Here is a 14,638-nt window from a genome sequence, read left to right as displayed (position 1 = left end):
TCGACGTCCACCCATGACATGCGAGCGACGTCGGAGGCGCGTTGGCCGGTATGGATGAACAGGGCGAACGCTAAGCGCTCGCGCGATCTGGCGGGCCACCGCTCCTCATAACGGGCGATCTCGTCGTCGGACCAGGTATGGAATTCGCCTTCCGCGTACTTCTTGATGCGCAGCGTCGGATTATCGTTGCGCCAGCCGTGGGAGCAATATGCGTTCTACTTCGAGGCTGGCGCTCCCCCGACGGCGGTGTCTCGCAACCGGGATTCCAGCCAGTGGTCTATCGAGGCGATCCCGGCTCCGTACTTCATGAGGTAGAGTAACGAGACAGCCCAGACACCGTGGGTGTCGAAGGCGTTCGGATAGACAAAGATCTGGATGACGAGCGTCATGAGCAGGAGCGCGAGCCCAGCGAAACGCGTGAAGATGCCGAGGAACAGCAGGGGTGGCAATGCAAGCTCGGCGGCGGTTGCCATGTAGGCTGCGATTTCCGGTGGAATGACCGGCAGCTTGTACTCGTCCTTAAACAAGGCGATCGTTGTTCCATCCGTCCAGCCCTCGACCTTCAGCAAGCCGCTGCGAAAGAAAACCGTTCCGACTGAAAAGCGCGCGAGGAGCGCCAAAAGATCATGGGGGATGCGCTCCATCGCACCGATGAGCGCTGAAAAGAACCTCGTCATGCTGCTGGCTCCGCTTCATATAACTTATTTGTAGGATTCTTATGTGGGTCGGTTTCGATGCCGGATACGGCGGCGGCGCTGAACAGTTGCGCCAGTGTTCTCGACAGATCGAAACGGGGATCGCGGCAGAGAGCCGCCTCGACAGCTTCGCCGAAAAAAAGGCCCTTAAGAAGTTCCTGAGTGAACGCAAACGCTCCCGCATGCAGCGGTAGCACCAGCACCTCAAGCTCCTTGCGAACCACAAGCGCGGCCTCGCCTGGGAGACCGGATTCGAAAGGTCGCGGCTCGGCATCATTCGTGTTTGCAGCCCAGATGGACACGACCGGGTATGGCGACGCGACCACAAACGCCGAAGGGTGTAGGACCAATCTCGCCTCGGGTAGCCTGGCGGGCTCTATTGCGGAAAGCTCGTGCAGGGAGGCCGAAGGTGCATCGGCAGCGTGGTAGGCAACGTTGCGAAGCCATTCAAGGCGGGCGACGTCGGCGAGATATGGGTAGTCCTGTACCGGCTCAAAGGTCTCGAGAAATTCGGGTAGGGCTTCACCGTATTCCAGCAAAATGCGGGATCGCGGCGGATGTCGCCCTGCGAACACACGCGCCATAGCCCGGAAAAACTCCTCGCCGACAAGCCGCGCGATCGCCGGGAATCGCGCACGTAACACCTCGACAAGGCTGGCGTAGACGTTGTTACGATAGACGCTGAATCTCTTGAGGCGACAAGGCTCGCTCTGCGCAACAATTTCCGCAGGCACATTCCTGTCTGCGTCGAGGAGCGCAGCCGCGAAGGTTGCCTGCAGGTCAGCAATGACGCGTGGTCCGAGTTCCGGGGAAGGTTCAGGGGCGCAAGGCATTGCTGCGTCTCCGTTCGATCACCGCGTCTGCGCGTTTTGCCTCGGCGAACAGCCTGCTCCAGGTAGGAATGTCATTGTCCCATTCGATCAGTGTGGGCACAGCGCCAGCGCGGGCGATCGCGCGTGCATAGAGTGCCCAGACGGGATCGACCACGGCTCGGTCATGCGCATCAACCAGCAAACGCCCGCCATCTCCATCCTCGATCTCTGCGTGACCGGCAAGATGGATCTCGCCGACCTGCTCGACGGGAAATGCCTCTATGTAGGCCACGGGATCGTAGCCGTTGTTTGTGGCGGACACGTAGACGTTGTTGACGTCGAGCAGAAGTCCGCAGCCGGTACGGCGCACAAGTTCCGAGAGAAACTCGATTTCGGTCATGTGGGGATCGGCGAACCTGACATACGTTGATGGATTTTCGATCAAGATTCTCCGTCCGAGAAAGGTCTGCGTCTTGTCGACGTGTGTAGCGACCAGCGCAAGCGTCTGCTCGGTGTAGGGAAGTGGCAATAGATCGTTCATGTAGAAGGTGTCGTGTGTCGACCAAGCTAAGTGCTCGGAAAAAAGCCCAGGCTCATACCGGTCGATCAACGCCTTCAAACGCGAAAGATGCTCCCGGTCGAGCGGAGACGCCGCACCGATGGAAAGCCCCACGCCGTGCAACGAGAGGGGATATCGCTCGCGTACGCGCGACAAGTAATGATGAGGCGGCCCTCCCGCGCCCATGTAGTTTTCCGGATGCACCTCAAACCAGCCGATATCCGGCCGATGCTCCAGAATTTCATGGTAGTGCTCGGGCTTCAGGCCAACGCCGGCACAAGCCGGAATCGTCCTTACCGCCGGTGAGACTGTTGAGAGGGCCACACTCATATCGGACTCCGCGCCTGGATCAGCCCTTTATCGGCTCGAGTGAGCCCATGCGCTTTGTGCCGTCCTTGAGCGTCACCTCGGTGCTGACGCACGTGCCGGCCGGAACGTATTTCCAGGCGCCCTTGTCGTAGTCGCGCTTCGAGGTACCAGCGCAAGAGTTATTGCCGGTGGCGGCGCAGTCGTTCTTGCCGGCCAGCGCAATGCCGAAGCACTTTTCCTTGCCGGCCTCTTCGGCCTTGGCCGGGTGTGCGGCAGCCACGAGAGAGGAGGCCATGGCTATGGCCATGGCGAGGTTGACAGATTTGATGTTCATGCGGTTCTCCTAAACTTGATCGAGAGCGTGATGAGGCTCTCGAAGACCTAATTCGGACGCGTTGGGCAGTTCGTTACAGGCCCGTTCCAGATTTTTACGGCCTCGTGTTCGAGACCCTGGCCAACCTTCTGTCGCGGAGCAGTCGCAATTGGCCGTAATGTTTTGGCTGTTCGATCCGAACTAGGGAATAAGCGCTTGCTGTCGAGGGCACAGGATCTGACCGCCCTCATGGCGATGTCCGCGGATGGGGCAGCCGCCTTCCATTCGCGGACCATTGCCGGTGACAAAGCTGCAAAGCAACATGTTGGATGGGTTTTTGCGGAGTTCTTGAGAGCTAGGCAAAGCCACCAATGGCATTGCGTCGGGCGACGATCTAAGTGCAGATTAGCAATACCATCAGCTCATAGCCCTATGTAGGCGATCGGGATAGCGCTAATGCGCTGACGTGAGCGACGGCTCATCAGGCAGCATGTGGCGTCACGCATCCACGACCTCGACTTGAGCATCATTGCGGTGACCGGTCTTGAGCAAGCGTTCCTGAACCAACGCATAGACGGCCGGGATGACCAGCAGGGTCAGGACGGCGGACGACACCATGCCGCCGACCATCGGCACGGCGATGCGCTGCATCACTTCCGAGCCGGTTCCGTGACTCCAGAGGATCGGCAGCAGGCCGGCCATGATGGCGACGACCGTCATCATCTTGGGGCGTACGCGCTCGACGGCGCCTTCCATAATGGCGGCGTGGACCTCGCCACGCGTCATTTCTCTTCCCTCTTTTCCAGCCGTGCGGCGATGCTCATCCATGGCATGTTGAAGGTAGATCAGCATTACGACCCCTGTTTCGGCCGCAACGCCCGCAAGGGCGATAAAGCCAACGGCCACGGCGACGGACAAATTGAAACCAAGCCACCACATCAGCCAGAGCCCGCCAACCAAGGCAAACGGCAAAGACAGCATGACGATCAACGTCTCGGTAAGGCTCTGGAAGTTGAGGTAGAGAAGTAGGAAGATCACCAGAAGCGTCACTGGTACGACGATTATGAGGCGCTGCTCTGCGCGCTCGTAGTATTCGAACTGGCCGCTCCATACCGCATAATAGCCGGCGGGAAACTTTACCTTGTCCGCGACAACCGTACGAGCCTCGGCCACGTAGCTGCCCAGGTCGCGGTCGCGCGCGTCGACGAAGATGTAGGCCGCAAGCTGGGCGTTCTCGGTGCGGATCGACGCCGGTCCCTGCGTGCGTGTGATGGATGCGATCTGGCCGATGGGGATCGATGCTCCGTTAGCCAGTGGAACCAGAACTTCGCGTGCAATGGTGTCCGGATCCGAGCGCATATCGCGGGGGTAACGCAGGCTGACGCCGTAACGCTCGCGGCCCTCGACCGTCGTGGTGATCGTCTCCGCGCCAAGGGCCGAAGCGATAACGTCCTGAACATCGCCGACCATCAGGCCGTAGCGGGCAAGCTTTTCACGGTCGGGTTCGATCTCGAGATAGTAGCCGCCGATGATGCGCTCGGCAAAGGCGCTCGACGTGCCGGGCACGGTCTTGATGGCGGCCTCGATCTCGCGTGCGAGACCGTCGATCACGTTGAGGTCGCGCCCCAACACTTTTACGCCGACTGGTGTGCGGATACCCGTGGCCAACATGTCGATGCGCGCTTTTACAGGCATCGTCCACGCATTGGATACACCCGGAAACTGCAACGCGCGGTCCATCTCGGTCACGAGCGCATCGAGCGTCATGCCATCGCGCCATTGATCTTCGGGTTTTAGGTTGATGACAGTCTCGAACATCTCCGTGGGCGCAGGGTCGGTTGCGGTGGCGGCACGGCCGGCCTTGCCCCAGACGCTCTCCACCTCGGGGAAGGACTTGATGATCTTGTTCTGCGTCTGCAAGAGCTCCGACGCCTTGGTGATCGAGAGACCGGGCAGCGTCGTCGGCATGTAAAGCAGAGTGCCCTCGTTGAGGTTCGGCATGAATTCCGAGCCGAGACGCGTGGCCGGCCAGACGCTGACGGCGAGGACGATCAGGGCCGCTGAAATCGTCATGCCCTTCGCGCGCAACACGATTTTGATCAGCGGGCGGTAGAGCCAGATCAGAGCGCGGTTCACCGGATTCCGTCGCTCAGGCACAATTTTCCCGCGCACGAAGACCATCATCAGCGCCGGCACGACAGTTACCGACAGCAGCGCCGCCGCCGCCATGGCGAAGGTCTTGGTGAAGGCCAGTGGATGGAACAGACGCCCCTCCTGAGCCTCGAGGGCAAAGATTGGCAGGAAGGATACGGTGATGATGAGGAGTGAGAAAAAGAGCGCCGGTCCGACTTCGCTTGCAGCTTCGATGATGATCTCAGAACGCGGCTTTTCCGGCGATGCGCGCTCGAGGTGCTTGTGGGCGTTCTCGATCATGACGATGGCGGCATCGACCATGGCGCCGATGGCAATGGCGATGCCACCCAGGCTCATAATGTTAGACGAGAGCCCGAGCGCGTACATGCAGGCGTAAGCAATCAACACGCCAAGCGGCAGCGTGATAATGGCGACCAGCGCGCTGCGCACGTGCAGAAGGAAGACGACGCAGACCAGTGCGACGATCAGACTTTCCTCGATGAGCGTTGTCTTTAGCGTCACGATGGCCCGATTGATCAGGTCGGAGCGGTCGTAGACGGGCAGGATTTCTGTGCCGTCCGGCAAGCTATCCTCGATCTCCGTCAGGCGGGCCTTGACGCTATCGATCACGGACAGGGCGTTCTGGCCGTAGCGCTGTACGACGATACCCGAGACGACCTCGCCTTCGCCGTCGAGTTCCGTGACGCCGCGCCGCTCGTCCGGCGCAAGCTCGACGCGCGCGACGTCGCGCAGCAGAACTGGCGCACCGCGTTCGGATTTCAAGACGATGCGTTCGAGATCGGCGATTCCGCGCAGATACCCGCGCCCACGCACCATGAACTCGGTCTCGGCTAGCTCGACAACGCGGCCGCCGACGTCGGTATTCGATTTCTTGACGGCATCCCGTACCGCCATAAGCGGAATGTCGAAGGCTTTGAGGCGACGCGGATCGATGATGATGGTGTATTGACGGACGAATCCGCCCACGCTCGCGACCTCAGCCACGCCCTCAGCCTTGGCGACAGCGAAGCGCACTTGCCAGTCCTGTGTTGAGCGCAGCTCGGCGAGCGTCCGCTTCGCCGCCATCACAACGTATTGGTAGACCCAGCCGACACCCGTGGCGTCCGGCCCAAGGGTCGGCGTCACGCCGGAGGGAAGGCTTCGCGCGGCGGCCGACAGGTATTCGAGCACGCGCGAGCGCGCCCAGTAGATGTCGGTGCCGTCCTCGAAAATTACATAGACGAAGGAGACGCCGAAGTAGGAAAAGCCACGTACGACCTTCGACTTCGGCACGGACAGCATCGCCGTCGATAGCGGATAGGTGACCTGATCCTCGATCACCTGCGGCGCCTGGCCGGAATACTCAGTATAGACAATGACCTGCGTATCCGAGAGATCGGGGATGGCGTCGAGCGGCACATGCCGCACTGCGTAGACGCCGGCAATGACGGCGAAAATCGACACCACCGAGACGAGGAGCAGGTTCTGAGCGGACCACCGGATGATGCGTGCGATCATTTCGGCGCCTCCGCCTTCGAGGCGTCGTTAGCCGCGTCGCCGGAAAAGCTCGACAGTGCCGCCTTGAGGTTGCTTTCGGCATCGATCAGGAAGTTTGCTGACACGACGACGCTCTCGCCCTGGGCGACGCCCGTCAAGACCTCGACATAGCCCTCGCCCTTCACCCCGAGCTTGACGGCACGTGGCTCGAATTTTCCCTCGCCACGCGCGACGAGCACGATCTGCCGACTGCCGCTGTCGATCACTGACGATGTCGGAACGGAGACACGTTCGGTTCCGCCCGCACCGGCATCTATCTCGGCCTCGGCATACATCTCGTGCTTGATGCGGTGGTCGGGATTGCCGACCTCGATCCTGACTTTGCCCGTGCGAGTCGATGCATCGAGTTCGTGAAGGACGAATGTCACCTTGCCCTCATAGCTCTCGTTAGAGAGGGCGGTGAACCGGATCCGTGCCGGCATGCCAATGGAGACGGCTGCGAGGTCCTGCTCCGCTACATCCGCAATGACCCATATCGTCGTGAGGTCGGCAAAGCGGAACAGTTCGTCGCCCATGCGCGCCATCTGCCCCTCGACGACACGTTTCTCCATCACGACCCCTGTGACAGGGGATGGCCAGTCGATGGACATCACGGGCTCTCCGGTATCTCGCAACCGGGTCAGGACTTCGGCGGGGATTTGGAGGTTATGAAGCTGCTGCTCGGCCCCCGCCGTGCCTTGCCCGGAGCGGTCGCGCGCTGCGACCTGATAGTTGATCTGAGCCGTCACCATCTGCGGGCTGTAGATGCGGAAGAGCGGCTCGCCCTTTGTCACGTGTTTGCCAGTTTCGTTGACGTGCAACTTTTCGACAAAGGCGTCAGCCCGAAGGGCGACGACATGCATCGAGCGCTCATCGGGCTTGGCGATGGCCGGCGCTCTGATGGGCCGCACCAGCACGCGCCTGCGAGCCTCTTCAGTGCGAACACCCGAGCGTTGCACTTTGTCGAGGCTCACTACTACGCTTGAGCCGCCTTGATCCTCGCCTTTGTAGACCGGGATGTAGTCCATCCCCATCCAGTCCTTCTTGGGCGTCGGCGACGTATCGGGAAGTCCCATCGGATTGCGGTAGTAGAGGATCTTCCGTTCGCCATCCGGCTGCGCCTTGGCGGTAGAAGGCTTTGAGGTGATCTCCTTCTCCGCGCTTTCGTGGACAGGCACAAAATCGCGCCCGTCCTGCGTCTTCTTCGGTGTCGGCGAGTAATCAGGTTTGCCGTCGGGATGCTGCCAGTAGAGCACCTTGCCGTCATGGCCCGCGTGATCTGCTCCCTGGGCAAATGCCGGCGATGGCGCCACGCCGATCATCGCATGACTGCCGGCTACGACGCATTGAAGGAGCAGCGTGGCCGTTGCCCCCGAGCGGGTGATGGTGCGCATGGGCTCAGTCCTTGGCCTGGAAGACCACAGACCCTTCCACCGTCTCCGCCTCGCCGGGGACCTTGGCTTGCAGCGTGAAGGCCCAGCCGCCGGCCATCGTGAAGTCCGCCTTGAAGCGGTAGATGCCCGGTTCGCTCGAGGGCAGCGGCTCGTGCTTTGCCTCCATCTCACCCATGCTATCGGGCGACATGTCGAGCCGCGTGCGAAAGACCACGGCACCCGGCACCGGCTGCCCGGTGCGCTTGTCTATCAGCTTTACGGAGAGTTCCGAGCCCGGGCCGTTCTTCACCGTCCGAGCGACAGACTGAAATTCGAAGTCCGATGCTGCGGCATGGACTGGCGCAGCCATGGACAGCGCGAGGAGCCCGGCTGCGGCCGGGGAGGTCAAGATCTTTGGCATGATGTATTCCCGAATGAGAGATTGCATGTTGCGCGCGGCGCAGACACGTCCTCGCTCCGCCGAGAGGAAAGCCCGCGGCGGTTAGCGAATATGCAATCTCAGGTTCGGGGAGGTGGCGTTCGCGGTTTCCAGCTCACCGGCTCGCTCGCGATCGGCGGCGCGGAAACGTAGCGTTCGGCCTGCATGTCAGCGGCGCGCGGTCTCTCGGAGAGAGAGCCGAGTACCTTGAAGCACTTGAGCTGACAGACGTCCGCGCTACACGACTTGTGCATGTCACAATCCGGGCAGACCTCAGACGGGTCTAGCTTATGTTGCCTGCGATCGTCGTGCCCGGACTGCTCGGACAAATGCACCATGCCGTGGCAGTCCGGCATGCCCGTCATGTGGCCGTGCTGGGTGTGGTCCTGGTCCGCTGCGCGCGGCGCATCCTTCACGGTAGCCGCGGCCGTTGCCGCCACGGGCGTCACCGCGAGGCTGGCAACAAGCAGAACCGCCAAGATTGACCGAATGAAGCGCATAGGCCCTCCAACAGCGGCCATTTAACGGCTTATGGTGCTTGTGGGTCAATAGGAGTTGAGACTTCAGAATTAACTGATGTCCGATCAGGATCTTGGGGCGCCTTCTCAGGGGGCCGTGAGACAACCGGTTCTACCCGAAAGCCGACCCCAGACATGCCGGTTCAGCGCGTCTGATCGCTCATGATCCGATTTTCGCTTCTCGACCTTCCATCTTACGCAGCAGCTTCGCCTGGCCAGGAGCGGAGGGCGGCCCAGGTCTCTATTCCGGAGCGACTGGATTAAATTTTTAGCACATAGCAACCCACATGATCATCACGGCGTTGTGACGAGATCCCAACAGAAGGAGCGAGTCCGATGCTCAAAGCACCCATAATAGCGGCCTTTGTGGTCGCAATCGCATGTGCCCCCGCCTACGGACAGGACAAAGCGAAGGAATGGTGCACAGACGCGCACATGGAGCAGATGGACGCCGAGATCGCGAAGATGACGGATGCTGCGAAGCAAGAAGACGCCAAGAGCCATCTCGCCATGTCAAAGGATGCCATGAAGGCGAATGACATGGATGGATGTGTCAAACACATGGAAGAAGCCCACAAAGCAATGGGCCTTTGAGTCCCATCTCAACGCGTCTAGGCGCGGAAAGGTACTTGGAACATTTTTAGTCGCGAGGGCGATCCGCTATTAGGATGGACCGGCTGCTTCTCCCGGCGGGTTAGCTGCAAAGACTGTAACCCGCGATGAACAGGAGAAGCAGCCCATGGATACCACGACGCTAGCTCTTGCTTCGATCGACATCGGCAAGGACGTCTTCCGCCTCGTCGGTTTCGACACCGCAGGCAAGAACGCGCCCTCGACGCAAGGTCGGGCGGTTGGCACTAGCGGATATCTTCAGCGCGCTGCGGCCGAACCTTCGGGCCCAACATGGAAGGCGTTGATCCTGGCTGGCGCGTTCCACCGGAGCTGCGCGGAGAACAGCTCTCCCGAGCTTCGGTGGAAGAGCTCAAGAGCTATCTCGCCATCCATAAAAAATCGGATCGTCACCGGCCGGCCGTCGTTGAAGGGGAATGTGATTGAAGTTGACCTGGTGAGGCCATGAAAAGCGCCACTGAGTAGCATCAAGGTGATGCGCCGGAGTGTGCCGCCGGACTACTAGGAATAGGCGACCGGCGTCGATGCGCTGCTCCAAAGGTTCAACGCGATCGCCGTCATTCGTTTTCTCGTGACAGGGTCGTCCGCTGTTTGGGGCATTTCGGTCGTGCGGCTAGATTGCGATTCGTCTTCCGGCGCTTTTGTGCAGTGAAATATCGTAAATCTCAGAAACGATATTGATCGGGTAAATGCGCGGCGTGAAGATCTACGTCGTCTCGACGGACAGCGTAAAGCCGCCTCGTGCCCAAATCTTTCTGATGCTCGGTTGCGGTATGAACGGGCGGTGTTCCGTAAGGAACAGTCGTGCGAGCCAGCATCGCTAAAGTCAATCGTGCGTCGAGCCCGTTTGGATCACGGTGCCTCAGGCGCAGAGGCCGCGCGTCGGCATGAGCCGCCGGATGCCATTCAATGCGCGCGTCCCTCGCAAAACGGCGCGGTTTTTCCGCGCTCAAGCTGAGCTCTTCGCCCGTCCGGGCTGCGCGATGCTGGCGCTGTGCGCCGGGGTCTCCCAATGCTGGAGAACACGATGATCCGCGGAATTTTCAAGTCAGGTCTGTTCGTTGCTGCTCTCGCTTCGCTTCTCGCCACTCACTCCGCACGCGCAGAGGGCACGCTGAACCGCGGTGATGCTGTCGTGACCGGATTCTCCGGCGTGACGGTCGCTGTTCCATCGGCCGACGATCTGATGGACGGAACGTTCATCGACGTCGACGGACCGGCGATGAAGGTTCTGCCGCTCGAAGCCGGCGCGCCGCCTGCGGGACAACTGCTCTCCAATCCGTCGCGCCTCGATGTGAAGGCGCGTGACGTCGGCCAGGTGTTCGCGATTGCGCTCGATGACGGCCTCTTGCCGAACCCGATGGCGGCGGTTCCCAATATCTATCTTGGCGCCACTTCTGCCTACGGCCTCCAAATCGTCATCCCCGATGCCGACGATGGAAAGCCGGAGCGCATCACGAAGGGCCATCCCAATGCCGACTGGATGACGGGCCAGTTTGGTCCCGGCGGAGAACCCGGCAGCATCTGGAAAGTCGATGGAGCCTCGCGTACCACCTCGCTTTTCGCCACCATCCCCGGCAACAGTGGCCCTGGAATCGGAGATATCGCATACGATCCGGCATCGATGCACCTGTTCGTATCGGACCTCGATACAGGGCTGATCCATCGCGTCGACGTGGCGGGGAATCTCGTCGACACATTCGATCATGGTGTCGGCGGGCGCTCGCAAGCCGGTCTCGTCCCCGTTCCCGATGACGGGGCGAAGGCACACATCAAGGCAGCGAAATTCAACAGCCTCGATCCGGCAACATGGGGTTTCACCCAGCCAGAGCGCCGCGTCTGGGGTCTCGCCGTCAACGGCGGACGCTTGTACTACGCGATCGCCAGCGGTCCGGAGGTGTGGTCCGTCTCTCTCTCGTTGAGAGGCGCGTTCGGCGCCGATGCGCGGCGCGAATTCGAAGTCTCCGGCACACCGGGCAATCATCCGATTTCGGATGTCGCATTCGACGGAAAGGGGCTGATGTACGTGGCGCAACGCGGCGACGTGCGCGGAAGCTACGACTATCGGGCCTTCACAGACAGCAAGCCATCGGTCGTGTTCCGCTATCGCCGCGAGATTCCCGACGATCCGACCACACCCGGGACATGGGTGCCCGTACCGGACGAGTTCGCGATCGGCGTGCCGCCCGACCACCGCAATACGGCGGGCGGCGTGGCTCTCGGGTACGGCTACAACGAGACGGGACACATGCGCGCCGGCGCGTGTGGCGGGATGCTCTGGTCGACCGGCGACAAGCTGCGCGCGCGTGAGAGCGATGCAGGTGGTCCGGCCGTCGTGCACGGCCTGCAGGGCGCGAACCGGACGCTCGTGCGTCCTGACAACGAGCCGCCGAATGCGGCGTACTTCGTCGACTACGACAGCCGGCCCGACAGCGCGGAGACGATCGGGCACATGGGCGACGTCGAGATCTGGCAGCCGTGCGAAAATCTCGCGGGCGTGGATCCCGAAACCTATGCGTCGATGCCGGATCTGCCTGGATACTATCCGCCGGGAGAGATCCCGCCCGGCGGCGTGCCTCCCGTAGGCTGGCCGACCTGGGATTTCAATCTGCGCGTCGACAAGGAGGCGCATCCTGCTGCCTGTGCGCCGGGTGGCCTTGGCTTCCTTTGCACCTATACGGTGCGCGTGACGAACACCGGTCCCAATCCTTACATCGGTGCCGTGACGGTGGAGGATCATTTGGCGGCGGCGCCGGCCGGTGCGACGATGTCGTTTGACAACCAGCCACCGTGGAGCTGCCTTCCCCTCTCGCCGACGCAGCACCAGTGCACCTACGATCCGGCCGTCCTTTGGCCCGGAACCAGCATCGACCTGAAGGTCACAGTCGATACGCCCGCGCCGGCGCCCGTGTGTTCTCTCACCAACACCGCGCGCCTCAAGTGGCCGTGGGGCTTCGCCGACAACAATCCCGGCGACGATTTCGACCTGGCGGTTGCCGGCATCCCGGCCGCCCATTGTCCGCCGGTTGCGGGCGAGCTCGCCAACCTCAAAATCGATAAGTCGTGGTGGGGCGGCATCGAGCCCGTTTGCAAGAACAAGATCGGCCATTTCGCCTGCGAGTTCATGATCAGCGTGATCAATACGGGACCCGGCACGTATAATGGTCCGTTCGAGTTCGAAGAGCAGATACCGGCCGGCACGACGGTCGAACCCCTCTCGCCGGGCTTTACGTGCACGAATGGCGCACCGTCCACGTGCACGCACGACCCCGTCGTGTTCGGCGCCAACCAGGGCACACTGCTCGCGGTGGCCGTCAAGGTGCCGAAGGACATGGCCGACGACCTCGGCTGCAAGCTCACCAACAAGGTCAAGATCATCAAAGCGCCCGGTGGCTCGGATCAGAACACGGATGCGACCGACGACGAGGCCCAGCATGACGCGATCATTCCGGGAACTCTGGCGCAGTGCCCGGGTCTCGAGCTCAGCAATTTGAAGATTCAGACCACCGATGCCACCGGCGGCAAGTGCCCCGTCAAGGACGGCAAGTGGGAATGTTTGTTCAAGGTCCGTGTCTGGAATTTCGGCAAGTTCTACGCCAACACGCTCGAGTTCAACGATCATGTGGCGATGCCTTTCCATCCGGGCAAGACGTTGTCGATTGCGGCGCCGCCCAAGTGGCAGTGCAATGCCGTGCTGCCGCATCAGCAGATCTGCAAGAGCGATGATCCAGGTCTCGGCGGTGGAGACAGCGTCGAGTTCATGGCCACCGTTAAGGTATCGCTTGCACCGGATGCCGCGTGCTGGGTCAAGAACCAGGCCACCATCTGGAAGGCGCCGGGCGAGACTGCTCAGAACACCTTTGCCGGCGACGACAAGAGCACGGCCATGGCCCAGTTCGAGCCGGTGTTTCCGCTCAACGGAGACCCGTATTGCCTTTCGCCCATGATGCACGATCCCGGCGACGATCTCACGTCGCCCGAGGGGCGCGAGACCAACCTCTCGATCACAAAGACGGCAGGTGCCAGCACGAAGACGGCGACCGGCCAGAACACGCCTTTCGTCATCACGGTCACCAACACCGGTCCCGGCGTTTTCAACGGTCCGATCGTGGTGCGCGAGACGCTGCCCACCGAGCCGCAGAACGCGAGCTGGTCGGCACCCTGGGTGTGCGAGGGTCAGACCATGGCCGGACAGCCGAACGATGCCCTGTGCTCGCATCCCGTTATCGAGCTGAAGCCGAACGACAGCGTGACGCTCCATCTCGAAGTGGAAATGCCGAACAGCTACATCGCACCGTCCGCGTCCGATGTGACGTGCGGCTATACCAACAAGGTGGCGATTGAAGTCGCTGCTGGTGGAACGCCTCAGAACACGAACGCCGCGGACGATGCGGCGACAGCTGAGGTCCTGTTTGCAGCGTTCGAAAAGCACGGACAGACGTTCTGCGGTATCGACGGCGTGACGACGCCGCCACCGCCGACGTGCCCGCAAGGCTGGTCCAGCACGCCGGTTTCCGGCAAGTGCTGCCCGCCGCGCTCGTGGTGGGACGGCGAGCGGTGCTCCAAGGACGAGCCGCCCACAACCTGCAAGCGGAAAACGTGCGACCGTGATCAGGTGTGGGACACTGGTGTCTGCCGCTGCGTCGACGTCAAATGCCCGAAAGGCACCGCCGGTGACTATCCGAACTGCAAGCCGATCGTGGTGATCCCGCCGAAATGCGTGCAGAAGTCCTGCGGCCGCACGGCGACCTGGGACGGCGGGAAGTGCGCGTGCGTTCCAAAGAAGTGCCCCGACGGGACGACGGGTGTCTTCCCGAAGTGCAAGCCGGTTGCGTGTCCGAAAGGCATGGCCGGAACGCCACCGAACTGCAGAACGGTGCCGACGACGTGTGGTCCCGGATTCCGGGGGACCCCGCCCAATTGCGTCAAGATCGTCGATCCGCCGAAGTGCCCGAAGGGCTATAGCGGACGTCCACCGAACTGCAAGAAGGATCCACCGCCGCCATGTCCAAAGGGATTCCGCGGCACGCCGCCCAACTGCAAGCGCGTGATTGTCGATCCGCCGAAGACCTGCCCGGCCGGCATGGTCGGGAAGCCGCCAAACTGCCGGAAGCTGCCGAAGGTATGTCCGCCGGGCTTCGCCGGTACGCCGCCGAAGTGCAAGCCGATCCCGGTGCCAAAGGTACAGCCCATGCAACTCAAAGTGCCGACCGCGCCCAATCGGAATAGAGTGCAACGGTAGCTCGCAACCGGTGGCCCCCGCGCAGTGTCTGCTTCTGGGGCCTCTCGTCTCTATCGTCCAAGAACGCCTTAGCGCCGTA

The 14,638-nt window shown here is 61.7% G+C and carries 11 protein-coding genes; 3 read left to right on the top strand and 8 right to left on the bottom strand.

What is annotated here, in order from left to right; translation table 11 throughout:
- Window positions 1-215 precede the first annotated feature (215 nt).
- The 8 genes from CS1GBM3_RS08815 to CS1GBM3_RS08780 all read right to left on the bottom strand — a co-directional run bounded on the left by CS1GBM3_RS08815 (window position 216) and on the right by CS1GBM3_RS08780 (window position 8,669).
- Window positions 216-677 carry a DoxX family protein gene (locus tag CS1GBM3_RS08815; RefSeq protein ID WP_072394631.1) on the bottom strand — a complete coding sequence of 154 codons (462 nt, stop codon included), beginning with the start codon at window positions 675-677 and terminating at the stop codon, window positions 216-218.
- Window positions 674-1,528 (bottom strand): HvfC/BufC N-terminal domain-containing protein, encoded by an 855-nt coding sequence (locus CS1GBM3_RS08810; RefSeq protein ID WP_072394627.1) that lies wholly within the window; start codon window positions 1,526-1,528, stop codon window positions 674-676. Before CS1GBM3_RS08810 ends, CS1GBM3_RS08815 begins: the two co-directional genes overlap by 4 nt.
- The gene (locus CS1GBM3_RS08805; protein WP_072394624.1) at window positions 1,512-2,396 is read right to left on the bottom strand and encodes an MNIO family bufferin maturase; all 885 of its coding nucleotides are present in this window, start codon (window positions 2,394-2,396) and stop codon (window positions 1,512-1,514) included. Before CS1GBM3_RS08805 ends, CS1GBM3_RS08810 begins: the two co-directional genes overlap by 17 nt.
- Before the next feature lie 19 nt (window positions 2,397-2,415).
- On the bottom strand, window positions 2,416-2,709 hold the full coding sequence (locus tag CS1GBM3_RS08800) for a BufA1 family periplasmic bufferin-type metallophore (RefSeq protein WP_072394621.1): 294 nt from the start codon (window positions 2,707-2,709) through the stop codon (window positions 2,416-2,418).
- Window positions 2,710-3,186: 477 nt separating this feature from the next.
- Window positions 3,187-6,339, bottom strand: coding sequence for an efflux RND transporter permease subunit (locus CS1GBM3_RS08795; RefSeq protein WP_072394618.1), 3,153 nt, complete (start codon window positions 6,337-6,339; stop codon window positions 3,187-3,189).
- Complete coding sequence (locus CS1GBM3_RS08790; RefSeq protein WP_072394615.1) at window positions 6,336-7,751, bottom strand: efflux RND transporter periplasmic adaptor subunit; 1,416 nt, start codon at window positions 7,749-7,751, stop codon at window positions 6,336-6,338. Before CS1GBM3_RS08790 ends, CS1GBM3_RS08795 begins: the two co-directional genes overlap by 4 nt.
- A 4-nt stretch (window positions 7,752-7,755) precedes the next feature.
- Window positions 7,756-8,151, bottom strand: coding sequence for a FixH family protein (locus tag CS1GBM3_RS08785; RefSeq protein ID WP_072397351.1), 396 nt, complete (start codon window positions 8,149-8,151; stop codon window positions 7,756-7,758).
- 98 nt (window positions 8,152-8,249) lie between these two features.
- Complete coding sequence (locus tag CS1GBM3_RS08780; RefSeq protein WP_072394612.1) at window positions 8,250-8,669, bottom strand: hypothetical protein; 420 nt, start codon at window positions 8,667-8,669, stop codon at window positions 8,250-8,252.
- Between the two features lie 354 nt (window positions 8,670-9,023).
- On the opposite strand from CS1GBM3_RS08780, the gene CS1GBM3_RS08775 reads away from it, so the two are divergent.
- The 3 genes from CS1GBM3_RS08775 (at window position 9,024) to CS1GBM3_RS08765 (ending at window position 14,559) form a co-directional block, all read left to right on the top strand.
- Window positions 9,024-9,281: a hypothetical protein gene (locus tag CS1GBM3_RS08775; protein ID WP_072394609.1), complete on the top strand. Its 258-nt coding sequence runs from the start codon at window positions 9,024-9,026 to the stop codon at window positions 9,279-9,281.
- A gap of 145 nt (window positions 9,282-9,426) precedes the next feature.
- Entirely contained in the window at window positions 9,427-9,765 is a 339-nt protein-coding gene (locus tag CS1GBM3_RS08770; protein WP_072394606.1) for a hypothetical protein, read from the top strand.
- Between the two features lie 579 nt (window positions 9,766-10,344).
- Entirely contained in the window at window positions 10,345-14,559 is a 4,215-nt protein-coding gene (locus tag CS1GBM3_RS08765; protein WP_072394603.1) for a DUF11 domain-containing protein, read from the top strand.
- Window positions 14,560-14,638: the final 79 nt, after the last annotated feature.

The organism is Hyphomicrobium sp. CS1GBMeth3, assembly GCF_900117455.1.
Taxonomy (GTDB): Bacteria; Pseudomonadota; Alphaproteobacteria; order Rhizobiales; family Hyphomicrobiaceae; genus Hyphomicrobium_C.
Note: the sequence above shows the minus strand (reverse complement) of the source record. Positions and strands in the feature narration are given on the sequence as shown.